This is a genomic window from Acinetobacter sp. V89_7 (assembly GCF_029967895.1).
Lineage (GTDB): Bacteria > Pseudomonadota > Gammaproteobacteria > Pseudomonadales > Moraxellaceae > Acinetobacter > Acinetobacter soli.
In genome coordinates this window covers 201,805-228,126 of sequence record NZ_JASCAJ010000030.1, presented here as the reverse complement: position 1 = coordinate 228,126, position 26,322 = coordinate 201,805, and the positions used below count along the sequence as shown (strand labels likewise).

The 26,322-nt window shown below is 41.8% G+C and carries 23 protein-coding genes; 10 read left to right on the top strand and 13 right to left on the bottom strand.

What is annotated here, in order from left to right; genetic code table 11:
- Positions 1–8: 8 nt before the first annotated feature.
- Together murB and QLG00_RS10915 are read right to left on the bottom strand one after the other, a co-directional pair.
- The gene (murB, locus tag QLG00_RS10920) at positions 9–1,037 is read right to left on the bottom strand and encodes a UDP-N-acetylmuramate dehydrogenase (RefSeq protein WP_282471027.1); all 1,029 of its coding nucleotides are present in this window, start codon (positions 1,035–1,037) and stop codon (positions 9–11) included.
- A 24-nt stretch (positions 1,038–1,061) separates the two neighbouring features.
- Entirely contained in the window at positions 1,062–1,571 is a 510-nt protein-coding gene (locus QLG00_RS10915; RefSeq protein WP_004937328.1) for a low molecular weight protein-tyrosine-phosphatase, read from the bottom strand.
- 207 nt (positions 1,572–1,778) lie between these two features.
- Between QLG00_RS10915 and QLG00_RS10910 the strand changes: the two genes are divergently transcribed.
- Together QLG00_RS10910 and QLG00_RS10905 are read left to right on the top strand one after the other, a co-directional pair.
- A complete protein-coding gene (locus tag QLG00_RS10910) occupies positions 1,779–2,939 on the top strand; it encodes an iron-containing alcohol dehydrogenase (RefSeq protein WP_282470970.1) in 1,161 nt (386 codons plus the stop codon).
- Positions 2,936–3,376 carry a thioesterase family protein gene (locus QLG00_RS10905; RefSeq protein ID WP_004937324.1) on the top strand — a complete coding sequence of 147 codons (441 nt, stop codon included), beginning with the start codon at positions 2,936–2,938 and terminating at the stop codon, positions 3,374–3,376. The genes QLG00_RS10910 and QLG00_RS10905 overlap by 4 nt, the downstream gene beginning before the upstream one ends.
- Before the next feature lie 38 nt (positions 3,377–3,414).
- On the opposite strand, the gene dnaX is transcribed toward QLG00_RS10905, so the two are convergent.
- Both dnaX and QLG00_RS10895 read right to left on the bottom strand, forming a co-directional pair.
- Positions 3,415–5,583 (bottom strand): DNA polymerase III subunit gamma/tau, encoded by a 2,169-nt coding sequence (gene dnaX / locus QLG00_RS10900; RefSeq protein WP_282470969.1) that lies wholly within the window; start codon positions 5,581–5,583, stop codon positions 3,415–3,417.
- Positions 5,584–5,721: 138 nt separating this feature from the next.
- On the bottom strand, positions 5,722–7,224 hold the full coding sequence (locus QLG00_RS10895; protein WP_151746236.1) for a SmvA family efflux MFS transporter: 1,503 nt from the start codon (positions 7,222–7,224) through the stop codon (positions 5,722–5,724).
- Between the two features lie 116 nt (positions 7,225–7,340).
- Between QLG00_RS10895 and QLG00_RS10890 the strand changes: the two genes are divergently transcribed.
- Entirely contained in the window at positions 7,341–7,937 is a 597-nt protein-coding gene (locus QLG00_RS10890; protein WP_282470968.1) for a TetR family transcriptional regulator, read from the top strand.
- Here QLG00_RS10890 and QLG00_RS10885 read toward each other — a convergent pair.
- The 3 genes from QLG00_RS10885 to QLG00_RS10875 form a co-directional block, all read right to left on the bottom strand.
- Entirely contained in the window at positions 7,934–9,196 is a 1,263-nt protein-coding gene (locus QLG00_RS10885) for a serine hydrolase domain-containing protein (protein WP_282470967.1), read from the bottom strand. The two genes, QLG00_RS10890 and QLG00_RS10885, sit on opposite strands and share 4 nt — an antisense overlap.
- A gap of 66 nt (positions 9,197–9,262) precedes the next feature.
- Positions 9,263–10,117: a MaoC/PaaZ C-terminal domain-containing protein gene (locus tag QLG00_RS10880; protein ID WP_282470966.1), complete on the bottom strand. Its 855-nt coding sequence runs from the start codon at positions 10,115–10,117 to the stop codon at positions 9,263–9,265.
- 84 nt (positions 10,118–10,201) lie between these two features.
- Positions 10,202–11,593, bottom strand: a complete 1,392-nt coding sequence (locus QLG00_RS10875) for a 3-oxoacyl-ACP reductase (RefSeq protein WP_282470965.1) — start codon at positions 11,591–11,593, stop codon at positions 10,202–10,204.
- A gap of 240 nt (positions 11,594–11,833) precedes the next feature.
- On the opposite strand from QLG00_RS10875, the gene QLG00_RS10870 reads away from it, so the two are divergent.
- Complete coding sequence (locus tag QLG00_RS10870; protein ID WP_282470964.1) at positions 11,834–13,393, top strand: acetyl-CoA C-acetyltransferase; 1,560 nt, start codon at positions 11,834–11,836, stop codon at positions 13,391–13,393.
- Between the two features lie 33 nt (positions 13,394–13,426).
- Here the strand turns inward: QLG00_RS10870 and aceI are convergent, their stop codons facing one another.
- The gene (gene aceI / locus QLG00_RS10865) at positions 13,427–13,855 is read right to left on the bottom strand and encodes a chlorhexidine efflux PACE transporter AceI (protein WP_004937309.1); all 429 of its coding nucleotides are present in this window, start codon (positions 13,853–13,855) and stop codon (positions 13,427–13,429) included.
- Positions 13,856–13,942: 87 nt separating this feature from the next.
- On the opposite strand from aceI, the gene QLG00_RS10860 reads away from it, so the two are divergent.
- From QLG00_RS10860 to QLG00_RS10845, 4 genes are all read left to right on the top strand, one after another.
- A complete protein-coding gene (locus QLG00_RS10860; protein ID WP_004937308.1) occupies positions 13,943–14,836 on the top strand; it encodes a LysR family transcriptional regulator in 894 nt (297 codons plus the stop codon).
- Between the two features lie 74 nt (positions 14,837–14,910).
- Positions 14,911–15,900 carry a transaldolase gene (gene tal / locus QLG00_RS10855; RefSeq protein ID WP_004937306.1) on the top strand — a complete coding sequence of 330 codons (990 nt, stop codon included), beginning with the start codon at positions 14,911–14,913 and terminating at the stop codon, positions 15,898–15,900.
- 72 nt (positions 15,901–15,972) lie between these two features.
- A complete protein-coding gene (leuE, locus tag QLG00_RS10850) occupies positions 15,973–16,623 on the top strand; it encodes a leucine efflux protein LeuE (protein ID WP_088458489.1) in 651 nt (216 codons plus the stop codon).
- Between the two features lie 106 nt (positions 16,624–16,729).
- Positions 16,730–17,911 carry a benzoate/H(+) symporter BenE family transporter gene (locus QLG00_RS10845; RefSeq protein WP_282470963.1) on the top strand — a complete coding sequence of 394 codons (1,182 nt, stop codon included), beginning with the start codon at positions 16,730–16,732 and terminating at the stop codon, positions 17,909–17,911.
- A gap of 21 nt (positions 17,912–17,932) precedes the next feature.
- Here the strand turns inward: QLG00_RS10845 and QLG00_RS10840 are convergent, their stop codons facing one another.
- The 5 genes from QLG00_RS10840 to map all read right to left on the bottom strand — a co-directional run bounded on the left by QLG00_RS10840 (position 17,933) and on the right by map (position 23,858).
- Positions 17,933–18,652 (bottom strand): MgtC/SapB family protein, encoded by a 720-nt coding sequence (locus tag QLG00_RS10840; RefSeq protein WP_004937301.1) that lies wholly within the window; start codon positions 18,650–18,652, stop codon positions 17,933–17,935.
- 10 nt (positions 18,653–18,662) lie between these two features.
- On the bottom strand, positions 18,663–21,425 hold the full coding sequence (gene mgtA / locus QLG00_RS10835; RefSeq protein ID WP_282470962.1) for a magnesium-translocating P-type ATPase: 2,763 nt from the start codon (positions 21,423–21,425) through the stop codon (positions 18,663–18,665).
- 98 nt (positions 21,426–21,523) lie between these two features.
- Complete coding sequence (locus QLG00_RS10830) at positions 21,524–22,213, bottom strand: hypothetical protein (RefSeq protein WP_048763086.1); 690 nt, start codon at positions 22,211–22,213, stop codon at positions 21,524–21,526.
- A gap of 284 nt (positions 22,214–22,497) precedes the next feature.
- Complete coding sequence (locus QLG00_RS10825) at positions 22,498–22,941, bottom strand: RDD family protein (protein WP_282470961.1); 444 nt, start codon at positions 22,939–22,941, stop codon at positions 22,498–22,500.
- Between the two features lie 110 nt (positions 22,942–23,051).
- Entirely contained in the window at positions 23,052–23,858 is an 807-nt protein-coding gene (gene map / locus QLG00_RS10820) for a type I methionyl aminopeptidase (protein WP_048763084.1), read from the bottom strand.
- Positions 23,859–24,217: 359 nt separating this feature from the next.
- Here map and brnQ point away from each other — a divergent pair, with 359 nt between their 5' ends.
- Positions 24,218–25,510 carry a branched-chain amino acid transport system II carrier protein gene (gene brnQ, locus QLG00_RS10815; protein ID WP_040053985.1) on the top strand — a complete coding sequence of 431 codons (1,293 nt, stop codon included), beginning with the start codon at positions 24,218–24,220 and terminating at the stop codon, positions 25,508–25,510.
- 424 nt (positions 25,511–25,934) lie between these two features.
- Positions 25,935–26,195: a hypothetical protein gene (locus QLG00_RS10810; protein WP_004947091.1), complete on the top strand. Its 261-nt coding sequence runs from the start codon at positions 25,935–25,937 to the stop codon at positions 26,193–26,195.
- Positions 26,196–26,322 lie beyond the last annotated feature (127 nt).

The following is a 26,322-nucleotide window of genomic DNA, read 5'->3' as shown; positions in this document are numbered from 1 at the left end:
TTTTGTTCCTAATGTGAAGTAATCAAACCGTTTGAATTGAACAGCACGGGTTCAGGCTCAAGTCGAACATTAAATTTTTGTGCGACATCTGATTGTACTGCTCGGTAAGTGTGCTGCACATCGGTCAAGGTTGCATTGGCATAATTCACCAGAACAAGTGCTTGTTTTTCAAACATTCCTACACAGCCGAGCTTTTTACCTTTCCAGCCAGTCTGATCGATCAGCCATCCTGCTGCAATTTTGGTACGTCCGTCTGGCTGCGGGTAATGAGGAATCGTAGGAAATTTTGTGTGGATTTGGTCAAATTCCTGCGATGAAATCACCGGATTTTTAAAGAAACTACCTACATTAGGATATTCTTTAGGATCTGGCAATTTGCTTTGACGAATCGCAATCACTTGTTTTTGTAAATTTTCGGGCGTTTTGTCATCACCAACCGCTTTGAGCAAATCACCGTAATTTAGCTTCAGTTTCGGCGTTTTGAGTAATTTAAAACTGACATGTGTAATGACATATCGCTCAGGATCATCTTTAAAAATACTGTGCCGATAAGCAAATTCACAGTCTTGAGCCTCGATGGACTTTACAGCCTGACGCTTACGATCATACACATGAACCTGTTCAATAAACTCACCAACCTCAACACCGTATGCTCCAATATTCTGAACCGGAGATGCACCCACCAACCCCGGGATTAACGCCAGATTTTGAAGTCCATACCATCCATTTTCGGTAGTTTTTAAAACAAATTCATGCCAGTTTTCGCCTGCACCCACATTTACCAGTACATGCTCGGCGCTTTCATTGATTATTTCATATCCTTGAATATCCATATGAATCACCAACGCATCCACATATTGTGGCAGCAACATATTGCTCCCGCCAGATAACACGAGTACATTGAGATCATGAGTATGGGCATATTCGAGTGCATCGATTAGTACGTGCAAAGAATTGATCTTGACATAGTGCGATGCAATCACATCAAGCTGTAACGTATTAAATGGTTTGAGTTGAATCTGTTGTTGAATGTGTATCACGTTAAATCCTGTTTTGATCCACTATCCGTGGTGTTCACGTTTAAACTCGGCTACCCATGCTGCAGCACTGGATTCGCATTGATCCAATACACGTTCGAATCCATCTGCGCCGCCATAATAAGGGTCTGGGATGGCTTTGTGTTTGTATTTAGGATCATGTTCACTCATCAAAGCCACTTTAGAGCGTACACGTGATTTTCCAAAACGTTTAATCGCCTGACGCTCTAGGGTTTGAATGTCTTCAAGATTTTGATGATCCATCGCCAAAATCAGATCAAACTCAATAAAGTCTTCAAGCTGAATCTGGCGAGCACGCAGTGAAGATAGATCATAGCCACGCTTTAAAGCATGTGCTTGAGAACGCGCGTCTGGCGCTTTATTGGGATGATAATTGCTGGTGCCGGCCGAATCGACAGTTATATTGAGATTATTTGCATCACACGCGTGTCTTAATACGATTTCAGCCGTTGGCGAGCGGCAAATATTACCTAAACAGACACATAACACCTTATAAGGCGTTTGAGATGACATATCAAACCTCAGCAACAGATCACGATGAATAACTGTTATGTTAAGTGATTTAATTCACGAATCCTATAGAATCTCTTAAGAGTTTCGTGATCAAATGATTTGTCGATCAAAAAGCATTCTTTTGATGCGGCTTCACAATAAATTGATGGATTAACTCAATAAAACAATGATTTGTAATTGACAAGCAAATTAAATAAGGACGGAACGATGGGATATTTTCAGTTTCAGAGCGCATCAAGCATCATTTCAGGATTAGGATCAATTGCTGAGCTTAAAACTATTTTGATTGATCGCAACTATCAAAAAGTTTTGCTGGTAACGGATCCTGGAATGATTGCCCATCAGTATCACTTACCTGTCATTGAGTGTTTAGACGCAGCTCAGATTGATTATGTTATTTATTCAGATATTCAAGCCGACCCACCAGAAGAGATTGTTTTAAATGCGGCTGCTTATGCGAAACAAGAGAAAGTTGATGCTGTTTTAGGTTTTGGCGGTGGTAGCTCAATGGATGTCGCAAAAGTGATTGCGTTACTTGCCCATCCTGATCAAACACAACAGTTAAGCGACATGTATGGCGTAAATAATGCCAAAGGCCCCCGATTACCGCTGATCTTGATTCCGACTACGGCAGGAACCGGCTCCGAAGTCACACCGATTTCGATCATCACGACAGGTGAAACAACTAAAACCGGAATTGTATCACCAGTTTTGTATGCCGATGTTGCGATATTAGATGCGAACTTTACCCGTGATTTACCAGCACACATCACCGCGGCCACCGGAATTGATGCCATGGTGCATGCGATTGAAGCTTATACCAGTAAACTGAAAAAAAATGTCTATGCCGATATGCTGGCAAAACATGCACTGCGTTTACTTAATGATAATCTGCCTAAAGTTCTGAGTAATGGACATGACATGGATGCACGTCAAAACATGTTGCTTGGCTCAATGCTTGCAGGTCAAGCATTTGCAAATGCACCTGTAGGGGCTGTACATGCGCTGGCTTATCCATTGGGTGGTCATTTTCATTTGTCTCACGGACATACCAATGCGTTGGTATTGGTCGAAGTTTTAAAATACAACGCGCCACATGCTAAACAGTTATATGCAGAATTAATGCAATGGCTTGACCCTAAAAGTAATGGCTGTGCAGACGGCTTGTGCGATTTGTTTATCGACCATATGCAAAATCATCTTGATCATAGTGGGCTGACTTTAAAACTGAGCCAACTCAATGTACCGCACTCTAGCCTTGAAACACTGGCGCAAGATGCATTATTGCAAACCCGTCTATTACAAAATAACCCACGCGAAATGACACATCAGGCTGCGTATCAGATTTATGAGGCAATTTACGCATGAAACCAATACCCAAACGCCGTGACCAGTTTCATTATTTTTTAAATATCCAGACACGCTGGGCAGATAACGATATTTATGGTCATGTAAACAACGTGACTTATTATAGTTATTTTGATACAGCCGCTAACTCACTTTTGATTCAACATGCAGGCTTTGATATTCGTCAGTCACCGATCATCGGACTAGTTGTTGACTCGGCATGCAGTTTTTTTAAGGAACTCACCTTTCCAGATACCATTGAAGTGGGTGTTGCGATTTCAAAAATTGGGCAAAGCTCCTTACGCTATGAACTCGCAATATTTAAGCAACACCAGCTTGAGCCTTGTGCACAGGGACACTTTGTCCATGTTTTTGTTGATCGAGAGACACGAAAAAGCACCACAATTCCCGATGCGATGCGTGAGGCGCTTACAGCCTATCAGTTAAATCAAAGCTAAATGAAAAAATGGGCACCAACTTAAACGTTTGCCCCTTTTTATAGCTTAAGATTAACGTTCTGCAATTCGGCATCGAAAGTATCTAGTAGTGATTTCACCACCTTGTTTTCACTCATCAAGGATACCGCACGTTGGAAAGCTTTTTCTTTACGCTCTGACTGTTTGATAAACGGCGTAATTGAGGCCACTTCACCATATTGCACTTTAAACTGTGTGTTTGGCCAACGAGTGATCAACTCAGATTCAAGCGCATGTTGTAACTGAGACAACATCCCTTCATATTGCTGAGGAATAATAAAGATACTGGTTCCATCAATTTGCCCAGTCATCAATCCATATTGAGCGAGCTCTTGCACTGCAGGTGAAAGTTGACTGCCTCTAAACCAAAACTCCCATTTTTCAAGTGTCCACTCACCTTCAAGAACCTGTTCTTGAAGTTTCAAAATGTCTTGAGGCATTAGGTTATTAGGCTCAAGCGCTTCGCTACTCACATCCGCGTTAATTCCATGGGCTTGAAGAGGTTCATTTTCTAGCACTGGCTCAATGTTGCTTAGGTTTGACTCTTCAACAGCAAGCGCAGAAGTGTCTTCAATAGGCTGATCAAATAAATCAGTAGGTACATCGGACGCTACATCAGTTAAGGTTTGTGATTTTGGTTGTTCGAGATTTTCCTCTGGCTGAAGCTCGGTTTCCACTGGAAAAAGCGACATATCTTGTACGCTCAGTGCAGGCTCAACTGTGCTAGGTTCTAGACCGATTAATCCATCTGTTTCAATATCAAAAACCAAAACATCTGAATTTTCAGGTTCAGTTATAAGAGTTTGCTCAGAAACTGTATGATTGAGCACCACGTCATCCGACTCAACGTCGAGCGCTGGTTCTTCGAAATGATCTGGTATTCGTGTTGGCTCTGCTTGTACTGATGGCGCTTCAGTTAAGCGCTGTTTATGACTTTCATCAACTGCTTCTAATTCTTGTATAGATTGCTTAGATTCTAAGGCGGTATGTGTATGAACATTTGGTTCATCCGTTTCAGCTGATTCAACTGAAACAGTAGACGTACTTTGTGTAGAATGCTCCAGAGTCTTAGGTACAGATTCGTGCACTACAATTTCATCGAGGGCCAATGGGCGAAACGCCAGCAGACGTAATACACACATCTCGAAGCCCTGCTCCTGAGTCACCGCGAGCTGAAGTTCGGCACGTCCTTTACAGGCGATTTGGTAATAGAGCTGCAAATCTTGTGCAGATACAGTTTTCGACAGTGCAAGTATTTTTTGATTAATTTCGTCGCTATATTTTAAGCTTAGCTCAGGCAGATATTGTAGCAATGCCAGCTCGTGTAATGTCGAAATCAATTGATCTAGCACTAACGATACATCGAGCGCTTGTTGTCGAAATTGCATTAATAATTGACTGACACGCTGCGGGGCATTTTGATGGATTGCCAGAATCAGATCATAAATAATAGTACGATCAATTAGCCCCAGCATTTCTTTAACATCTCGATGCTGAATTTCACCCTGACCGTAGGCAATCGCCTGATCGGTCAGTGACAAAGCATCACGTAAAGAACCTTGCGCCGATTCAGCGATTTGCCAAATAGCGTCTTTTTCGGCTGAAATATCTTCTTTGGTTAAAATTTCGGTCAAATGCGATGTAATCTCATCGACTGCCAGCGGGCGCAAAGTAAATTGTAAGCATCTTGAAATCACCGTGATCGGAAGCTTTTGCGGATCGGTGGTGGCAAATAAGAATTTGACGTGTTCAGGTGGCTCTTCAAGTGTTTTGAGCAAGGCATTAAATGAATGCGTCGATAACATATGCACTTCATCAATCAAGTACACCTTAAAGCGCCCTTGAGTCGGTGCGTAAGGAACATTATCCAGCAGCTCTCGAGTGTCTTCTACTTTGGTTCGAGAAGCAGCATCAATCTCGATCAAATCAATAAACCGGCCTTCATTTACAGCCTTACAGGTCGTACAAACTTCACATGGTGTAGAGGTAATGCCAGTTTCACAGTTTAAACACTTCGCCAGAATACGGGCGATTGTAGTTTTACCTACGCCACGTGTTCCGGTAAATAAGTAGGCATGATGCAAGCGGCCACGTTCAAGCGCACTCGTAAGCGCACGAGACACATGATTTTGACCCACGAGTTCGATAAAGTTTCGTGGACGATATTTTCTGGCCAGTACTTGATACATGGATGCTCCTTGGTTTGCCCATAAGCATACTGTTTTTTTGAACGTTAGTGAATGAATAAGCACAATATCCGTTTAGAGTTGCTTTAAAGTGCAGCAGTTGCTCGGCGTATTTAAAGACGCTTATGGGCAGCAGAAAATTTACTCTGATATTTTGTGTGGTACTACAGTTGCTGTTTTTGGCAAGGTTATCCATACAAAAACAGATAAAATCACAAACATCACGCCTGCAATACTCAGCACAATACTATGTGATGCAGTAAATGCATTTGCAGCCGCAGCCATTACATCATGTGCCAAAGTAGGTTCGAGCATCTTTACTGCTTGAACTGCCTCTCCAACCGAAGCTGACGCTGTTTCTACCCACTGTATAGGCAGATTTTCTGGTAAAACGATTGCACGCGTGTAGAAAAATGACAGCATAAGGCCAAAAATTGCAATGCCTAATCCGGCTCCTAACTCGTAGGCCATACCCTCAATTGCACCCGCCGCAGTGGCTTTATGAGGGGGGACAGAAGACATAATTGCTGCCGTAGAAGAAAGTAGTGCAATTTCAACGCTAATTCCCATCATCACCATCCAAGCCCAAGCTTGCATATGTTGTGTATCAAAGTTGATTGAAGCCAGACCAAAAAAACTAAACCCACATGACAGCATTCCGAGTGTTGCCACTGGCCTTAAACCATAACGGTTCATCAAAACACTGGCAAAAGGCCCACCCACACTAATTGCCACCATAAACGGTACAATAAACAAACCGGCCTCAAGCGGTGAATAGCCATACACAAATTGCAACTCTTGCGAAAGCAGTAGTTCAAATCCGACTAACGCAATCATGGCCACCATCGCCATGATGACACTGGTTGAAATCACCGGATGCTTAAATAAGTGTACATCAATCATCGGCGCTGGCGTTTTTAGTTGATGACGAATAAAGCCAGTAAGGAGTACAAAACCTACAATCATGACCATAAAAATTGTCATGCTTGGTGCATGCATCGCAGTTTTGGCGGCATAAATTAATGTCAAAATAGCCACCACCAAGATCAACGCCTGAAATAGATTCAGGGCTTGTTTGTGTTGTATGTGCTGTTTAGGCACCCAAAAAGCCGTGAGTAGAATCACTGTAATAATAATTGGAACGTTGATTAAAAATACTGCACCCCAAGAGAAATGCTCCAGTATAAAGCCGCCGAGCAATGGTCCAAATGCAGCACCTCCTCCTCCGACTGTTCCCCAGATACCTAACGCATAATTACGCTGTTTTTCATCTAGAAATGTGGTTCTTAATCCTGAGAGCGTGGCAGGTAAAATCATAGCTGCACCTAAGCCCAAAAGCGCCCGTGCTGCTATTAGCAGTGCTGCAGAATTTGCAAAAGCAGCCAGTAAAGATGCAAGACCAAAAATGGAAGCCCCGACCAGCATGAGGCGCTTAAATCCAATTCTGTCGCCTAACGCCCCCATTGGTAAAATTAAACCTGCCATAATGAGTGAATAAATATCAATCACCCACAGCATTTGCGTGCTCGTGAGCGCCAAATCTGCACTAAGCGTTGGAATAGCGACATGCAATACTGTTGCATCAATCGATACTGGTAAATAAATAAGGACGATGATCGCCAAGATCATCCATTTGCGGTACATAACACACCCAAATTAAAGTTGGACACTTGTTCAAGTTAATCTTATTATATTCAAACTTGAACATATGTCCAACTTTATTTATGATAAGACTTGTATGTTTCACCACTATGGATGACATGAATTATTTAAATCGAGAAGAAAGACGCGCCATGATTTTAAGTGCCGCCAAACAGGTTGCCCTTCAAGATGGACTAAGTGGATTAACGGTTCGACGCGTGGCTGCTGAGGCGCAGGTTTCTACAGGTCAAGTTCATCATCATTTTCAGTCTAGCTCTCACTTAAAAGCCGAGGTTTTTGTCGAACTGATGGATCAGCTCAATGAAATTGAAGATAGCATCGAAACAAGTAATCAAATGGTACGGATTCGCTTGATCTTAGGTTATGAAGATACTGAACAGACTCAGGCATATCTCAGATTGTGGAACGAAGCTGAAGTATTGATGCAACAAGATGAACAGATCCGCCTGGCTTATCAACTGACCATGCAGCACTGGCATGCAGCACTGATAAAAGAAATCCAAACAGGTGTTATGCTTAAACAATTCAAAGATTTAACCATGCCCCAAATTCATGAAGTGGCATGGCGTCTGATTGCATTTGTTTGTGGGCTAGACGGTATATTTAAAATTGGCTTGCAAGGTTTTGAAGAAAGCTCCTTTAAACATCATGTACAGATTATGCTGGACTATGAGTTACTGGCTTCAAAACATTAAAACCAGCCTTTTTTACCCTTTAAAAATAAATCCGCACAGCGTAAGGTTTCTTGAGTCAAACTCCACAAGCGATAATCCCCTGTAATTGATCCGATTTTGAAATTATGAACATATGCGAAACTGAGATTGCGTTCTGGATCACACCATGCACCAGAACCGTTATAGCCAATGTGTCCAAATCCATGTTTGGCTCGCTTCCCCAGTGTAATTACGCGGTGGTAACCTAATCGCCAATGCATTGGTATTGGCATGACCTTGTCTCTAGAAAAACTCTGAATTGTGCTGAGCTGTTTAAAAACCGCAGGTTTGATCAGTGTTTTATCTTCAAAACGGCCTTGATTAGCCAGCATTGCATAAATCTTACTTAGGCTATTTGCAGTAAAAGCACCATTAGCAGCCGGAATAACCGCCTGTAAACCTTCATCACTAAAAAAACTGAAATGACGCATTCCTTTAGGCATCATGGCGTCCTGAAAATCTTGCGGGTTTTGGCCTGTCCATGTCACCAATTTATCCATTACACTCGTTTTCTTTTGCTGGTGAGATGTTTTGTGTATTGGCGTTCCGACTTTTTCTACAGACTTTACTGGCGCAATGAGTCGTGCCACACGCGAAAGTTCAGAAACTGGTACGCCAAAATAAGCACCATCTAATTTCAACGGCTCGACTAGATATTTTTGCATCAAGTCTGGAAGTGTCGCCCCTGTTGCCTTTTCTAGCACCCCGCCTACCAGCCAACCAAATGTTAATGCCTGATAAGCTTGAGCATGGGTCGCTGTAAATCGAGGTGCTGTGCTTTCAAAGACTTCTAGCATATGCGGCCAGTCCAGCATTTCACTGGCATCTTGGATTATATTTCGAATATCGTATAAACCGCTTTGATGACTCAGAACATCTCTTAAACTAATCTTTTGCTTATTCTGCTGAGCAAATTCAGGCCAGTAATAGGCAATTGGTCGGTCATATTCTAAATAACCCTCACTCACGAGGATATGTGCCAATGTTGCAAGTACGCCTTTACCCGTTGAGTAACTGACAGAAAGCGTATTGGCATCCCACAACTCATCACGAGATTTTTTACCCGTAAAAATATCGACAACTTTTTGTGTTCCGAAATACACGGCGAGTGCAGCTCCCCCTTGATCAGTTCGGGCATCTTGTAAACGACTAAAATGCACTGCCAGATCGTGGAATCGCTCATCTAGAATACCGTGATAATTTTGAGTATCGGCTGAGAAATATTGAGTTAGTGTATTCACTGTATGTCCCTATTTTTATTATTGTTACATTCCCGGCACATCACGATATGTACCGGGAAGAATTGTTTAAAGGCTCTTCACTTGGCCTGAAACATGTGGCTTTTGAGAACGCTGATTCCGAATTAAGAAATCGGTTTCAGAAGGACTTGATGCCGTTAAAAACTCAACGGTCGATGGCAAAAATAGCGGCAACTTAAACCAAACATCTGCTTCATAGGCCGAAGGTAAATCAATACTGGCCAAAGCACGTGCTTTGCTCCACATGCCGTGAGCAATTGCTTGCTTAAAGCCAAATGCCTTTGCTGTCATCGCATGAATATGGATCAGATTATAATCACCCGAGATTTTGGCATAGCGGCGCCCTGTGTTTTCAGCAACCGTCCAGACATCTTGAACTTCATAATCAGGTAATTGAGCTTCTTTGGTTTTTTCGGTTGTACTACTTGATGTTTTTTGGCGAGAAAGATAAGTCGTTATTCCTTCCATCACCGTCTCTGCTCCCACCTTTACTGTGGTGATAAAATCAAATTGCAGGCCTTTATCATGTGGCTGAATATCGCCAAATCGACATGAAAGACTCAGTGCTTCATTAACGCCAATTGGACGAGTTTGCTTGATCTGATTACGAATATGCACCAACCCCAGAATCGCAAAAGGAAAGTTTTCTGTCGTCATCATGTGCATTTGCAAACTTTGTGACAACACAGCCAAATAGATTGCCGGAATTGTATCGTCGCCTTTAAATCCACACACTTGATTGTAATCATTTAAATGATCTTGATCGATTCGAAAGGAGTCGACAACATATTCCACTTTAGGCAATACACGCTCGCCTTTGGATTTTTTAAATACCAAACCTTGTATGACTTTCGGATAAGCCAAATAGGCTTTCGGCAGTTGACTAAAATGACGCGTATTCATAACGAACCTTTTCATTAAAATGTATTTGTTTTTAAGTCTGTGTTTATGAAAAAGGGATGTTCTTACATCCCTCTTTACCCCTCATTATGCACCGAGCAGACTCTGACCACAAACCCGAACTACATTTCCATTCAGACCAGTGGATGCACTTGATGCAAACCATGCGATTGTCTCGGCAACATCAACAGGTAAGCCCCCCTGATTCATCGAGTTCATACGGCGCCCAGCCTCACGGATAGCAAACGGAATAGCGGCTGTCATTTGTGTTTCGATAAATCCTGGCGCCACTGCATTGATGGTGATTCCATTCTTCAAAATTGGTGCAGTAAATTTAACCAAACCAATCACGCCAGCCTTAGACGCTGCGTAATTGGTCTGACCCAAGTTGCCTGCAATCCCGCTGATTGAAGAAACACAGACAATTCGACCATTTGCATTCAAGCCATCATTTTCAAGTAAATAGTCGTTGATTCGCTCTGCTGCGCTCAGATTAATATTGATTACCAAGTCCCAAAGTTCTGGTTTCATGTTGGCCAGCATTTTGTCTCGAGTAATACCTGCATTGTGCACAATAATATCAAGGCCGCCATTTTTTTGTGCAGCCGCTTTTATTTTTTCGCCTGCATCGGCTGCCGTAATATCAAGCCCGAGAGCAGAACCAGAGATATCGGCAGCAACCCTTTCTAAATCAGCCTGTTGCTGTGGCACATCAAGGCAAATGACATGCGCACCATCACGTGCCAAAATATGGGCAATCGCTTCACCAATCCCACGGCTTGCTCCCGTCACCAAAGCAGTTTTACCTGCAAGTGGCTTGTTCCAGTCAACTTTTACCACTTCTGCTTTATAAATACGAATCACCTGACCAGATACATAAGCAGATCGCGGCGAAAGTAAGAAACGCAATGTAGACTCAAGATTGTTGGCTGCGCCTTCATCGACATAAACCAGTTGCGCAGTGATTCCTTTTTTAAACTCTTTTCCTACAGATTTTACAAAGCCTTCAAGAGCTCGCTGCGCAATCGCCTGTTTCACCGTTTTGGCAGACTCCGGTGTGGTAGCCACGACAATCACACGACCTGAACCTTCGATTTGACGGGCAATCGGATTAAAAAATTTATGTAACTCGTTTAATTGTTCTGAGTTTTGAATTCCTGATGCATCAAAAATAACGGCTTTAAATCGAGATTCTTTATCTCCAGAATTAAAAGCACGTAAGTTTAAGCCCACTTGTGCAGCAGCCTGCTGAATATCGGTATTGTTGCCTGCATAACTGTCTGCATGAATGGTACTGAGCACATTGGCGATAGCAGAAGATAAAACACCTTCAGGTGCTGCACCAACCAATACAGCACCACGAATCACTGGCTGACCTTGCTCGAAACGATCCAATACCACGGGCGATGGCAAGCCGAGATTCTTCACAACGAATTTACCGATTGGCGATTGAGTAAATGCTTGGTATTGATCAATCATCTTAATAATCTCTCATGCAAATTAATTTTTAAACATGTTCACAAGCTACGCGTTCCACATCATTGTGTTGTAAAGGTGTTAGCTCGATCGCATTGTGGATTTGAATAAAATAATACTTGAGTTAATCTTGATATGTGTTGACCCGAATACAATCTACAATGTCATTCTAGTCAATACAGGTCTATTTTAATTATGTTAATGTACCGTCAATAACATCATAATCATGCTTGGAAAAGCCTTATGAGTAAAACAACTCCAGAAAAATCGGCAGTCGAAAACTCTACTCAGGATGATGTGTCAAATACATCAAAACCGAAAGCGCGAAGCACCTCGCAAACACGTGGTACCAGTCGAACCTCATCTGCGGCTGACTCGTCAGCAGCTAAAAAAAGTACTGAAGCGACAGCAAAGCCAAAGCGTGCCAGTTCACGTGCTAAAACTGCTTCGGCAGGTACACAAGCCAAATCTTCTGCAAATACTTCAACATCTAAAAAAACGTCTGCTCAACAGGATCGCATCATGAGCCAAACTTCTATCCGTCGCGTCGCCATTATTGGTGGTAATCGTATTCCATTTGCACGTTCTAACGGTGCGTATTTTAAAGCGTCCAACATTGACATGCTGACTGCTGCACTCAATGGTTTAGTTGAACGCTATAAGCTTCAAGGCACACGTGTGGGCGAAGTGGTTGCAGGCGCTGTTTTAAAGCATAGCCGTGACTTTAATATGACCCGTGAATGCGTACTTAATACTCAATTGGCTCCTGAAACACCAGCTTACGATTTACAACAGGCTTGTGGCACTGGCTTGCAGGCAGCTTTTGCTGTGGCAAATAAAATCGCGTTGGGTCAGATTGAGGTCGGTATTGCAGGCGGTGTAGATACCACATCCGATGCCCCGATTGCATTTGGTGATGGCTTACGTAAGGCTTTACTTGAGCTCAACATTGCCAAAACAGCGAAAGATCGTTTAAAGGCATTGGCTAAAATCAACATTAAAGACTTGATGGATGCTCCTAAAAACGGTGAGCCTCGCACTGGGCTATCCATGGGAGATCATGCGGCCATTACCGCACTTGAATGGGGCATCGAACGCCAGGCTCAAGATGAACTTGCCGCCTCTTCACATCATAAAATGGCCAAAGCCTACGATGCTGGTTTCTTTGACGATCTGATCACACCGTTTATGGGTTTAACGCGAGACAATAACTTACGCCCAGATTCATCAGTAGAAAAACTGGCCAAACTCAAACCCGTATTTGGCAAGGGCGAAACCGCCACCATGACTGCGGGTAATTCGACGCCACTCACAGACGGTGCATCTGTAGTTTTGCTGGCATCCGAAGAATGGGCAAAAGCCAACGGTCATGAAGTACTGGCTTATTTAAGCTTTTCAGAAACTGCGGCCGTTGATTTTGTGGATAAAAAAGAAGGCTTACTCATGGCACCGGCTTATGCTGTTCCTCGTATGCTTGAACGCGCTGGTCTGAAATTACAAGATTTTGATTACTACGAGATTCATGAAGCCTTTGCATCTCAAGTGCTTTCGACCCTTAAAGCATGGGAAGATCCAAAATTCTGTAAAGAACGTTTAGGTCTTGATGCTCCTTTGGGCTCGATTGACCGTAGCAAACTGAACATTCATGGTTCTTCATTGGCTGCTGGACATCCATTTGCCGCAACGGGTGGACGCATCTTGGCGACTGCAGCGAAAATCTTGAATCAGAAAGGTTCTGGCAAAATTCTAGTGTCGATTTGTGCCGCAGGCGGTCAAGGCGTTGTCGCGATCGTTGAAAAATAAGCATAAAAAAAGCGCCTACAACAGGCGCTTTTTTTACGATGAATGCTGCGGTGCATAACCTAAGCGTTTCTCAATCGCGTCATAGCACCACTGAAAAATAAAGGTATACACCAAAATACACAAGGTCAGACCTAAATCTAAAATAAATGCATCGAGCAGGCTTAACTGCATCATATAAGCAATCATTGGAATCGTAGCAATGAGAAGTCCACCCTCAAACCCGATCGCATGCAATATACGCACACCAACTGTCCGCTTCCATTGTAACCGATGTTCAACTTTCTCAAAATAATGGTTGAAAATCATATTCCAGATGACCGACGTCACCGCCATAAAAATACCGAGCATTCCGGTTACTTCCATCGGCATATCAAAAATAAAGCTTAATGCAATCGCAATGATGACCAACAAGATCCCTTCATAGCTAAATGCATGAACAAGTCTTCTTTTGGAAATCAACATTTCTAAACACTCTTTTATTTGGATAGATTGCATTTTATTTTTATAATTCTGATAAATCTAATTAGGTTCTTTCAATTTTTCTGACAGATGAATATTAATCAAGAACAACTCATCATTTTTCAAAGCGTTATGGAAACCGGTTCATTTTCAGCAGCAGCCAGAAAATTGGGCAAGGTTCCATCCGCGGTAAGTATGTCGATTGCCAATATGGAAATTGACCTCAACTTAAATTTGTTTGAACGTAAAGGACGCGAACCAGTTCCTACACCTCAGGCACATGTTTTATATGAAAAATCAGCACAGCTCTTAATTGAGATGAATCAATGGAAGCAACAGGCGTTTGCCTTAAGTACTGGTTTGGAATCGGCACTGAATATTGTGATTGTGTCTGAACTATTACACACGCATTGGGTCGACTATATACGGCTGATTGAACAAAAATTTCCGACTTTACAAATTAATATTATCTCAGCGCCTCAAGAAGATGCTCTGGCCATGCTACTCGATCAAAGCGCGCAACTGGCTTTTATGTTTGAACGTGAACACTTAGACCATCGTGAACAATTTGTAGAAATTAAAAAAGAAGCACTGGTTGCTGTCGCTGCAAATGAACACTGTTTGGCGCAACTTGATCAGGTCAGTTTCAAAGATCTGGTGCAGCAGCGGCAAATTGTGGTGGCAAGTCGTGATAGTAAAATCAAACCCGAACTGTTATTTTCCAAGCAGTATTGGCGTACAGATAACCATCACTCGGCCTGTATGATGATTTTAGGTGAGTTGGGCTGGGGTGTATTACCTAGTGAAATGTTTATTGAAAATCCAAAGCTATCTAATCAATTAAAAATATTAAATATTTTAGATTTCACGCCTAAATTTGAATATTATATCGATTTGGTTTGGAGCCGCGAAAGTAGTCTTGGCGTGGCTGCACATTATCTGATTGATCACTTGCAATTGCAGAGAAAACGAGCAAAAGATTAAATAGTCATTGGGTTCACGCAAGATTATGCTATAACTAAATGCATCCGAATTCTTATATAAAGACGCTTGAAACAATGACACAATCTGCCCTCGATCAATTAAAAAAATGGACTACAGTGGTTGCTGATAGTAGTGATCTTGATGCAATTCAAAAATTTCGTCCTTTGGATGCAACCACAAATCCCTCCCTGATTACGGCTGCCGCCAGCATTCCTGACAATAAAGCGTTGATTGAAGCCGCGTTTGATCAAGCCAAGCAAGAAGGCTATCAAAATGATGAACTTATTGAACGTACTATTGATATTTTGACTGTTAAGTTTGGTGTTGAAATTTTAAAACTCATCGAAGGTCGTGTCTCTACCGAGGTCGATGCTTCGTTGTCTTACGATACCGAAGCAACAATTGCAAAAGCGCGCGAACTTTCTGCCTTGTACCATCAGTATGGTATCGATCAGTCTCGCGTACTGATCAAGATTGCATCTACTTGGCAAGGCATTCAGGCAGCCAAAGTTTTAGAAGCTGAAGGCATTGCGTGTAATCTTACCTTACTGTTTGGTTTACATCAGGCACAAGCCTGTGCAGATGCCAATGTAACGCTCATTTCGCCTTTTGTTGGACGCATTTTAGACTGGTACAAAAAAGCTGAAAATGTCGATCACTACCCAATCGAACAAGATCCGGGTGTGCTTTCAGTTAAGAAAATTTATAACTACTACAAGCAACAAGGTATCAAAACTCAAGTCATGGGCGCGAGCTTCCGTAGTACTGATCAGGTACTTGGCCTTGCTGGTAGTGATTTACTGACCATTGCCCCTGCACTTTTGGCTCAGCTTGAATCGGATACCCGTGAAATTAAGCCAGCACTCACAATTGAAGCCGCGCAGGCAGCAGATCCAGTCGAACGCTCTGCACAAACCGAACAAAGCTTTAGAGAAGAGCTTGAACATGACTTAATGGCATTTCAATTACTTCAAGGCGGTATCGATGGATTTATTAAAGCACGTGAACAGTTGACTCACCTATTGCGTCAATCATTTGGAATCGATGCTGAAATTCAAGCCTAATAGGTGAATATTCACATAATTTGACCAGTTTTTGTTATAGTACAAAAACTGGTTTTTTATGGACTTCGTGTTGTGTTGGGGATCACGGATTTAACAACCTATATCATAGGGACGCTTTTTATTGTTCTTTTGCCGGGGCCAAACTCCTTATATGTGATGTCCATTGCATCACGTTACGGTATTCAAACTGGATATCGAGGCGCAATGGGTATTGTCACAGGCGATGCAATTTTAATTTTGTGTACAGTTCTGGGCGCAGCGTCGTTGATGCATGCTTTTCCCTGGATTTTTACAACGCTTAAAGTGATAGGGGCAGCATATCTGTCTTACTTAGGCTTTAAGCTGCTTCAAGCCAGCTATCTACGTTATAAAAATCGTCATATTTCAGTGCCTGAAATGACTGATCTACCAAAACTCGATCAGATTCACCCTTATCGAACTGCGCTGAGTATCAGCCTGCTCAATCCCAAAGCGATCTTGTTCTTTTTGTCTTTTTTTATCCAGTTTGTAGATCCGGATTATCCCTATCCGGCGATTAGCTTTATTGCTCTTGCAATTATTTTACAATGCATTAGCTTAGGCTATTTAACGGCGCTAATTTTTTCAGGTGTTCGACTTTCTGATTTTTTTAAATCAAAACATAAAACATCCGCTATCTGCATTGCTCTGGTAGGTGTGCTGTTTTTTGGTTTTGGGCTGAGGCTTGCCACATCAACATTGTAATCTTTGAACCTATTTTCTATTCAATGAGATAGTTACACTGAGTTTTAAATTTAATGTGTCTCTATGAAAGACACTTCACTCACAAACAGATGATAAATATTGAATCATGCGTACATTTCTTCGTGATTTTTCTCTTCCGGCTGCTTTTGCAGGTTTTGTCACTTTTCTCATCGGGATTAGCGTATCCTCGGTATTAGTGATACAGGCTGCACAGATTTTAGGGGCCACCACGAGCCAGATTACCTCTTGGTTTTGGGCGTTGGGCATTGGAATCGGCGCTTCTGGTCTGTTTTTATCTTGGAAGTTTAAATATCCGGTCGCGACATCATGGTCGACCGCAGGCTTGGCACTGATCATAGCGACTGGCAGCGGTTACTCCTTACATGAAGCGATTGGCGCATTTTTTCTATGTGGTGTGTTAACTGCACTATTAGGCTTTTTAGGTATCTTTGAGAAAGTACTGGCGCATATTCCACAAAGCCTCACCAGCGCGATGCTGGCCGGTGTGCTGCTTAAATTTGGGATTGCACTCTTTGCCAATATGCAAAACGACTGGCAGTTTATTATTAGTCTGCTCGCAATCTATGTTATGAGTAAACGTATCTGGCCACGCTACTGTATCGTCATAACCGTGGTCGTTGGTGTAATCCTGTGTCCTTTGTTTATGACTTTCCATCCACCTGTTTTGCATTGGGATTTAGCAAAACCTGAATGGATCACACCACATTTTACAGGTTCTGCCATTTTGGGTTTGGCCTTACCACTTTTTGTAATTAATGTGGCATCGCAATATTTGCCGGGTATCGCCATGATCAAAAGCTATGGCTATACACCTCACGTTAATCAACTAATTGGATGGACTGGTGCCACCCAAGCCATTCTTGCACCTTTTGGTTGCTACACTGTAAATATTGCCGCCATCAGTGCGGCGGTAAGTCTAGATGATCAAGTTCATCCAGATCCAAGTAAGCGCTATATTGCAGGCATTAGCTGTGGATTTTTCTATATATTGATGGGCGTGTTCGCCGCAACCTTAACCAGCTTACTGATGTCATTCCCTTCGTTATTCATTATTGGATTGGCGGGTATTGCACTGTTTGGGACGATCAGTCACAACATTGCCCTGGCATTTCACGATGTGAATGACCGCGAGGCGGCACTGCTCACTTTTTTATGCAGCGCCTCGGGAATTCAGTTTTTTGGTATCGGCTCTGCCTTTTGGGGTTTGATTGTAGGCATCATCGTGATGATCGTCTTTAAGTTAAAACTTAAGAAAAGTCCATCTTAAACCTCATCATATGTATGCTGCTTATGCCATGGTATTTTTATCCCAATAGGCCTGTTGTACTTGCGGTACCTGATTGATCTGTTTAATGATTTCATTCATTTCGACTGGATCAATCGAGGTCGCAATCAGTGTCGCTTCAATTTCAATGTCATTTTCGCCAAAGGGTTCAACATCTAGGTCTTTTAATGGATAATTAAAATGATGCAGGATTTCGGTCAATTTATACATCACCAATTTACGATGACTTTTATTAGACGTTAGGTAAATGATATGCGTTACTTCAGATTCTGCATCTAGCGGCTGGCGATCAATCATATTCACCAAGGGTCGCAGTAATGTGTTGGCAGCCAGAATAAATGCTGTCGCGACCAATGCCTCCACAATCAGATCTGCTCCTGCGGCTGCGCCCACAGCGGCTGAGCACCAAAGTGTAGCTGCTGTATTTAAACCATGAATGTTACCTTCTTGGCGCATAATTACACCTGCACCTAAAAAACCGATCCCTGACACCACGTAAGCGATGACCCTCACAGCGCCATCCGACGCTGACAGGTTATTTGCAATATCGACAAAAATTGCAGCGCCAAGCGCAACCAAAACGTTGGTTCGCAGCCCGGCTGTCCGCTGTCGGTATTGTCGCTCGAATCCAATCAATCCACCCAAAATAAATGCGGCTGCCAGACTAATTAAGGTATCGGCCATATTGGACACACTGGTATTTTGTAAAAATTGTAAAGTCATGCTGTTTCTCTTATTGCCAGCCATATCGACGGATATAAATTTGTTTGATGAATTGAGTCAAACACATATAAGCAAACAAAATAAAAGGCAAATATACAAAGTAAATCCAAGGCAATGCTTCAAGCTTTAAGTAGCTTGCCAGAGGTCCCATTGGTAAAAAAATGCCAATTGCACAAATAATTATCGTCATGATCAACAGTGGCGGAGCTGCGCAACTTTGAATAAACGGTATTTTTTTGGTTCGAATCATATGCACAACCATGGTTTGCGTGAGTAGCCCCACGACAAACCAGCCAGATTGAAACATGGTTTGCTGCGCTGGCGTATTGGCATGAAAAATAAACCACATCATGCAAAAGGTCAGAATATCAAAGATGGAGCTAATCGGACCAAAAACCACCATAAAGCGCCCAACTTCAGAAGGCTGCCAGCGCTGCGGTTTTTTTAGTTGTTCTTCGTCCACATGATCAAACGGAATAGCAATCTGAGATACATCGTAGAGTAAATTTTGTACCAGTAGATGAATCGGCAGCATAGGTAAAAATGGAATAAAAGCACTCGCCACCAATACCGAAAAAACATTACCAAAATTTGAACTGGCCGTCATTTTGATATATTTGAGCATATTGGCAAATGTTCGACGCCCTTCAAGCACACCATTTTCAAGCACCATCAAACTCTTTTCTAGTAAAATCAGATCGGCAGATTCCTTGGCAATATCGACTGCTGAATCGACTGAAATGCCAATATCTGCAGCACGTATTGCGGCAGCATCATTGATTCCATCCCCCAAAAATCCGACCACATGTCCATTCGCTTTTAGCTGATCGACAATACGTTCTTTATGAATAGGACTTAGTTTTGCAAAAATAGTATGCTGCTCAACCGCAACTTTAAGCTGCGCGTCGGATAGCATTTCGATTTCGCCACCAAGGAGTACCTTGTGATGGGCAATCCCGATTTCACGGCATATTTTTTGTGTGACGAACTCGTTATCGCCCGTTAATACTTTCACAGCTACACCATGGGCATGTAACTGCTGGATGGCAGGTCGAGCTGACTCTTTCGGCGGATCTAAAAAGGTAAGATAGCCCATCAGAATCAGATCACGTTCATCTGCCACAGAAAAACTTTCTTGATGCGTATCAATATTACGGTATGCAACTGCTACAACACGCAATCCTTCGCGGTTGTAGTTTTGCGTTATGGTCTGTATCTCATGGCGTAACGCTGGGCTAAGCTGTTTAATCTCGCCTTGTAGCTCAACATGCGAACATACTTTTAAAATTTCCTCAACGGCTCCCTTGCTGACCATACGCACTTGGGCCTGTGGCGTACGCACAACAACAGACATTCTACGGCGTTCAAAATCGAAAGGTACTTCATCTAGCTTTTTAAAGCGTAGTTTTTCAAACTTCATGTCCTGATCAACCGCTTCTAATACGGCCACATCCAACAGGTTCTTAAGCCCCGTTTGGTAATAACTGTTTAAGAATGCCTGCATTAATACGGAATGCGATTTTTTACCAAGCACATCAACATGATGCGAAAGAAAGATTTTATCTTGCGTTAATGTGCCTGTTTTGTCTGTACACAGCACATCCATGGCACCAAAATTTTGTATAGCATCTAGTCGTTTTACAATCACTTTTTTACGCGATAAAAACACTGCTCCTTTTGCAAGGGTTGACGTCACAATCATGGGAAGCATTTCAGGCGTTAAACCCACCGCAACAGATAAAGCAAACAGCACAGCCTCACCCCAATCCCCTTTGGTGAAGCCATTGATAAACAAAACAATCGGTGCCATTACCAACATAAAACGGATTAGTAACCAACTGACTTTATTTACCCCTAGCTGAAAAGAAGTCACTGCATAATCAGTTGCCGTCACGCGGTGCGCCAGCGCACCAAAATAAGTTTGAATGCCTGTACTCATCACCACTGCACGCGCTGTTCCAGAGACAACATTGGTGCCCATAAACAGTAAATTGTCGAGTTCTAAAGGAGAATTTATGTCTGATGTATGTGCAGCTGCATATTTCTCCACAGGCATCGATTCACCTGTCATGGCTGCTTGCGAAACAAATAAATCTTTTGCCGTCAAAATTCGACAATCGGCTGGAATCATATCGCCAGCTGAAAGTAAAATAATATCGCCAGGCACCAAATACTGAATCGGTATTTCAAATTGAATACTTTTTAATTGCTTCACCTCAACGCCATAACGTTGCTTGATCAAAATCTGATCTTGAGTATTGACGTTATGGCGCAGCACCATAGTCGTATTGGTCACCATTGCTTTAAGCGACTCAGCAGCCTTGTTGGATTTAGATTCCTGCCAGTAACGTAATAAGGTCGATAGTGACACCATAATAGTGATGATTAATCCACCAATGAAATCATCAGTTAAAAAAGCAACAAGCGCTAAAAGACTAAGTAGCACATTAAATGGATTACGATAGCAATACCATACATGCTGCCACCAAGTAAGTGGCTTTTCCTGAGCAACTTCATTCAAACCATGTGTCTGTTGCTGTTGATACGCGTGCGCTTCTGTTAAACCATCTTGCGCTGTATGTAATTTTTCTAAAAGCTGACTCATTTCCATTTGAGCATTGGCCTTCAGCTGTTGCGATAAAGCCTGTCCAATTTCTTTGGCATAACTTGATTGATGCATTTCTTTAAAAGAACGATGTCGCTCAAAAAAACGCTTGAGATGAAATGTTTGCAAAAATCGAGTAAATAGACGTTGCCATAGATCATATTTCATAAAAGATCTCCTTTTTTCAGGCATACGAAGTCGTGACTTTTTTTATGTAAAAAAGCCGTTTGTTTAGAGATGTGTTTACAATGTAAAGAAAATAAAAATTAAGGCGTAAAGCTCAGGCCAAAGCCAAACCATCGCTGTCGAAAATCTTGTAAGCGCTGGCCAAATGAAAACTCTAAACTCAAAACATCTGAAAAAACATGATGTATAACAGCTTGAGTAAATGGCGCCTGACGGTCTTGATTAAAAAACTCTAAACTGATTCCTGTATTTTGGGTGAGCCCAATATCCATTGCTGTGCTCCAACGCATCAAATCGTCATGCGATTGCACCTTTTGATAGCCAATATTGCTATACAAGTGGATGTGTCCATCATTGAGTGAAACAGCAGAAGGAAAATTGAGAAACCAAGCTCGTTGGTCCCCTACCGGTGAATCATTTTTTGTTGTGCCAAGGCTTGCGGCAAGCCCCCAGCGTTGCATGGGCACCAATACCGATTTAATTTGCGCAGACCATGCTGTCGAGTTGGCTATGGCAGAGGTGTTCGCATATCCAAATGATGTTTCTACACCTTTCACTACTTGGCAGGCTGTATTGAATTGTGAAACAGTTGCTGATGGCTTAGATGCCACAACAGAAGTCTCAAGCTGGCAATGGGCATACGCTGTGATCTCAGGATCATCAGTATTTAAAAGCGGGCTTGCGTGTACATATTGCACAAACAAAATACATAGCCACGCACATAAGCATTGCATGCTCAAGAGTTTTAGTAACGAAGCATGTAACCACATAGGCTTCTCCCAGATCACAGGAGGCCTAAGCAAGAAGACGACATTCTGCCCAGCAAAAAATGCAGACGGATAAGAAGAACATGATGAAAAATGATAAACAGGCTATCTCATTGCAAGATAGCCACCCTAAATGTGTACTAACTTGCTCAGAGAATAACGCGCTTAACCGTTTGACAGCACAACCTCGAACAACTTCCCACTTAGGGTCTCCTCGTATTAAATTTGCACGTATTATATTTCTCTAAAATTAATTTACAAGACGTGCATTTAAAAATTTTAGCGGTCTATAGCTCGCGAACCACTACGGTTTTGGCCATTTTGTCATGCCAGCCTTGCTTCTTGCTATCAAAAGCGATCCAGAAAAAGCCCAAAAATAAAACCAAAGTAGATGGAAAATAACCAATATAGCGCAAAATAGCTTGCCCCCATGTTAAGGGATGTCCCGTTTGTTCATCGAGTACTTTTAAGCGCATCAGACGTTTTCCTGGCGTTCCTTTTAAAAAAATCCAAAATAAAATGGAATAAATAAATGGAAAAACGTAGTTGATGATTGCATCAAACCAAGGCGAAGATTGCCGATCACTTAATCCAGTCGAAAAGATCAAATCCATATCGCCATGGTAAAAAATCCAAGTCGCAGGAATCACTGCAAGCAAAATAATCAAGGTATCAATAACTGTTGCACCTACACGCAACCAAAATCCCGCATATTCATATTTATAGGTCATGATGATGTCTCATTATTGTGTTTTAGATTTTTTAAACTAAAAATGATCATGATTTCTTATTTGTGCAGACCTCAAAATGCTTTAGACACATGTTGAGATCTGTTTACAACTTATATTGATTGTACAATTTCAGGATAAATTCCGGTTCCTTCTGGCCACGGCGTGAGTAACTCAAAACCTGTCTCAGTCACCGCCACCATATGTTCCCATTGTGCAGATAAAGATTTATCTGTGGTTACCACAGTCCAGCCATCACTCAATTCTTTCACATGCTGTTTGCCCGCATTTACCATCGGCTCAATGGTAAATACCATCCCCTTTTGCAATACCATGCCCTGATTCGGTTGACCATAGTGCAGAATATTCGGCTGTTCATGATAGACCTTTCCAATTCCATGACCGCAATATTCACGCACAATGGAATAACCTTCAGTTTCGGCAACTTTTTGAATGGCATGACCAATGTCGCCCAAAGTAGCGCCAGGTTTGACACTGAGTATTCCGGCACGCATCGCATTATAAGTAGTCATCACCAGTTTTTTTGCTTCTGGTTGCACATCTCCCACCAGATACATGCGACTGGTATCGCCAAAATATCCATCTTTAATAATCGCAACATCGATATTGATAATATCGCCATCTTGTAAAATTTTACTTGGCGATGGAATACCATGACAGACTACCTCATTGACTGAGGTACAGATGGTCTTGGTAAAGCCGTGATAGCCGACATTTGCTGGAATTACGTTCAGCGTATTTACAATAAAATCATGACAACGTTGATCAAGCTCATCTGTACTCACGCCAGGCTTTACAAATTGACCGATCATTTCAAGCACTTGAGCAGCCAAACGCCCAGATACACGTAGATGTTCTAAGTCTTGCTGGTCTTTAATCGTTACAGTTGATGCACGCATGTAATTACCCTCGGTCGTATCCGACTTATTATACTAGTTTTGAGAATCATTAACATAACTATCATGGAATGGCTCAATTTCCAATTCGGCACATCACAATAAAAACTCAAAATAGATCAATATTTGCACATTTAATGTAAATTTGATGAATAAATGAATAAAAATTTTATTCGCAATAAAAGTTTGAAATTAAAAATGTTGGCAAAGATATCAAGTATATAAATTAAACAGTGTGCTTTTTTACTAAACAATCAGGCAGCAAATAGGTGTTTTTATTAATTTTTGGGCCGTGCGAATTGCACAAAAATGGCTCCTTTTGCTCTAAAATTCGCGCTTCTTTACTGCGTCTCACCTTTTTTATGACTAGTCTTCGTACTTCAGATATTATTGCATTGGGGTTTATGACCTTTGCTCTATTTATTGGGGCTGGCAATATTATCTTCCCACCGATTGTTGCACAACAAGCAGGTGAACACGTCTGGCTTGCTGCTGCAGGATTCTTGATCACCGCAGTGGGTCTACCAGTCATCACGATTATGGCCTTGTCTCGTATGGAAGGTTCAATCGCGATGATCAGCTCACCGCTTGGACGTGTTTTCAGCTTAATTTTGACCGTTGTGTGTTATCTGTCTGTCGGTCCACTTTTTGCTACTCCACGAACTGCCACTGTTTCGTATGAAATTGGCTTTTCATCGTTTTTTGGCACATCTGCAAGCAGTTTGCTGATCTACAGTATCGTGTATTTTGCTGTAGTAACTTTGGTTTCATTGTATCCAAACAAACTTCTCGATACCGTTGGCCATGTATTGGCACCTCTTAAGATTTTCGCGTTGGCGATTTTAGGTATTGCTGCGGTTGCAATTCCATCAGGTTATATCCCACCAGCCATCAACAACTACGTCACCAACCCGGTGTCGGAAGGTTTTGTAAATGGCTATTTGACTATGGATACTTTAGGTGCACTGGTTTTTGGTATCGTCATTATTCAGGCGATTTACTCGCGTGGTGTAAGTGATCCGAAACTGGTTACACGTTATGCTGTCATTGCCAGCATTATTTCTGGTATTGGTTTAACACTGGTTTATTTAAGCTTGTTCAAACTCGGCTTAGGTAGTCATGAAGTTGCACCAAATGCGAGCAACGGTGCTGTGATTTTGCACGCTTATGTGCAGCATGCCTTTGGAAACCTAGGTACTTGGTTTTTATCTGGCCTGATTTTTCTTGCCTGTATGGTGACCGCGATTGGCCTCACCTGTGCATGTGCTGAGTATTTTGCGCAATTAACTAAACTTCCTTACAAATTATTTGTATTTGTGCTGGTCGGTTTCTCGCTCATTATCTCAAATCTTGGTTTGACTAAACTGATTGCGGTGTCGGTACCGGTACTGACTGCAATTTATCCACCTGCAATTGTGGTGATTATGCTGAGTTTCTTCTGGAAATTCTGGAAAAAACCATCCAACGTTGTAGGCCCTGTGACTGCATGCTCATTCTTGTTTGGTATTATAGAAGGCTTAAAAACAGCCGGTTTCACAGATGCACTTCCATCGTTTGTGCAGCATTTGCCACTCAATGAGCAAAATTTAGCATGGTTGATCCCATCTTTAGTTGTACTCGTCATTTCTATTGTGATCGATAAAGTGAAAAATTAATCGTTTTCATCCATCGTTAATGTAAGCGCGTGCTTTATCCAAGCCGCATCTTGCAATCAATAAAAATGCCGTCGTTTTTACCCAAAACAGGCATTTTTTATTTGATACTGATAAAAATTCTAAAAATGTCTTTTCTGGCTCATTTTTTGCTTAACAATAATGAAGCATCTACGTGACACTTTTGTCGAATATTGATCGCGTTATTCCTATCGTATACTGAAGCTACACTTTAAGATGCTTTAATATTTTCGAGCTAAATATTATTATTTTTCTTGAATAATGATGCAGTGTATAATCATTTTTGTATATCAAGTGAAAAAATAATAGTATCAACTCTTGAAATAGAATCTAAATCGCAGTACAACAAATGATATAGCAATTCGCTACTGTGATTTAAACGTAAATAAACATGGGAGGGGTGGAGATGTCATCAATACATTTCAATAAGCAAGTCTTCATTAACACTCTGAAGACCTCAAATATGGTCGTATATGGAGTAACCACGTTTGCTCTGATGCTTACGATCATGTTTCAAGGCATGATTAAGGGTAACTTAAAGCCCGAATACTTTGGCTATGCCTTGATCGTATCTTTCGCCTTCTGTGTATGGGCTTTCGTCGACCATAAGTTTCGAAAACTGGGTGCCGAAAGAGCCAAATCTAAATTAGAGAAAGTGGATGAGTAATCATCCATTTTTTTCATCTGTTTGAACTTAAATTACTTACTCACTTTTATTATTTTTATTTTTTGACCATTTTTGCCAATTGCCCTTCTCTCTTATTTAATCTTATACGTTCTATTCAAAATATCAT

Bases quoted from the DNA above. Each gene is read 5' to 3' on its own strand.
- QLG00_RS10890 (WP_282470968.1), top strand. From the start codon at position 7,341: ATGAATTATTTAAATCGAGAAGAAAGACGCGCCATGATTTTAAGTGCC.
- QLG00_RS10810 (WP_004947091.1), top strand. From the start codon at position 25,935: ATGTCATCAATACATTTCAATAAGCAAGTCTTCATTAACACTCTGAAG.
- QLG00_RS10845 (WP_282470963.1), top strand. From the start codon at position 16,730: ATGCGTACATTTCTTCGTGATTTTTCTCTTCCGGCTGCTTTTGCAGGT.
- QLG00_RS10840 (WP_004937301.1), bottom strand. From the start codon at position 18,652: ATGACTTTACAATTTTTACAAAATACCAGTGTGTCCAATATGGCCGAT.
- aceI (WP_004937309.1), bottom strand. From the start codon at position 13,855: ATGTTGATTTCCAAAAGAAGACTTGTTCATGCATTTAGCTATGAAGGG.
- QLG00_RS10870 (WP_282470964.1), top strand. From the start codon at position 11,834: ATGAGTAAAACAACTCCAGAAAAATCGGCAGTCGAAAACTCTACTCAG.
- map (WP_048763084.1), bottom strand. From the start codon at position 23,858: ATGCGTGCATCAACTGTAACGATTAAAGACCAGCAAGACTTAGAACAT.
- brnQ (WP_040053985.1), top strand. From the start codon at position 24,218: ATGACTAGTCTTCGTACTTCAGATATTATTGCATTGGGGTTTATGACC.
- QLG00_RS10830 (WP_048763086.1), bottom strand. From the start codon at position 22,213: ATGTGGTTACATGCTTCGTTACTAAAACTCTTGAGCATGCAATGCTTA.
- QLG00_RS10910 (WP_282470970.1), top strand. From the start codon at position 1,779: ATGGGATATTTTCAGTTTCAGAGCGCATCAAGCATCATTTCAGGATTA.
- QLG00_RS10875 (WP_282470965.1), bottom strand. From the start codon at position 11,593: ATGATTGATCAATACCAAGCATTTACTCAATCGCCAATCGGTAAATTC.
- tal (WP_004937306.1), top strand. From the start codon at position 14,911: ATGACACAATCTGCCCTCGATCAATTAAAAAAATGGACTACAGTGGTT.
- QLG00_RS10880 (WP_282470966.1), bottom strand. From the start codon at position 10,117: ATGAATACGCGTCATTTTAGTCAACTGCCGAAAGCCTATTTGGCTTAT.
- QLG00_RS10860 (WP_004937308.1), top strand. From the start codon at position 13,943: ATGAATATTAATCAAGAACAACTCATCATTTTTCAAAGCGTTATGGAA.
- dnaX (WP_282470969.1), bottom strand. From the start codon at position 5,583: ATGTATCAAGTACTGGCCAGAAAATATCGTCCACGAAACTTTATCGAA.
- QLG00_RS10905 (WP_004937324.1), top strand. From the start codon at position 2,936: ATGAAACCAATACCCAAACGCCGTGACCAGTTTCATTATTTTTTAAAT.
- QLG00_RS10825 (WP_282470961.1), bottom strand. From the start codon at position 22,941: ATGACCTATAAATATGAATATGCGGGATTTTGGTTGCGTGTAGGTGCA.
- QLG00_RS10895 (WP_151746236.1), bottom strand. From the start codon at position 7,224: ATGTACCGCAAATGGATGATCTTGGCGATCATCGTCCTTATTTATTTA.
- mgtA (WP_282470962.1), bottom strand. From the start codon at position 21,425: ATGAAATATGATCTATGGCAACGTCTATTTACTCGATTTTTGCAAACA.
- QLG00_RS10915 (WP_004937328.1), bottom strand. From the start codon at position 1,571: ATGTCATCTCAAACGCCTTATAAGGTGTTATGTGTCTGTTTAGGTAAT.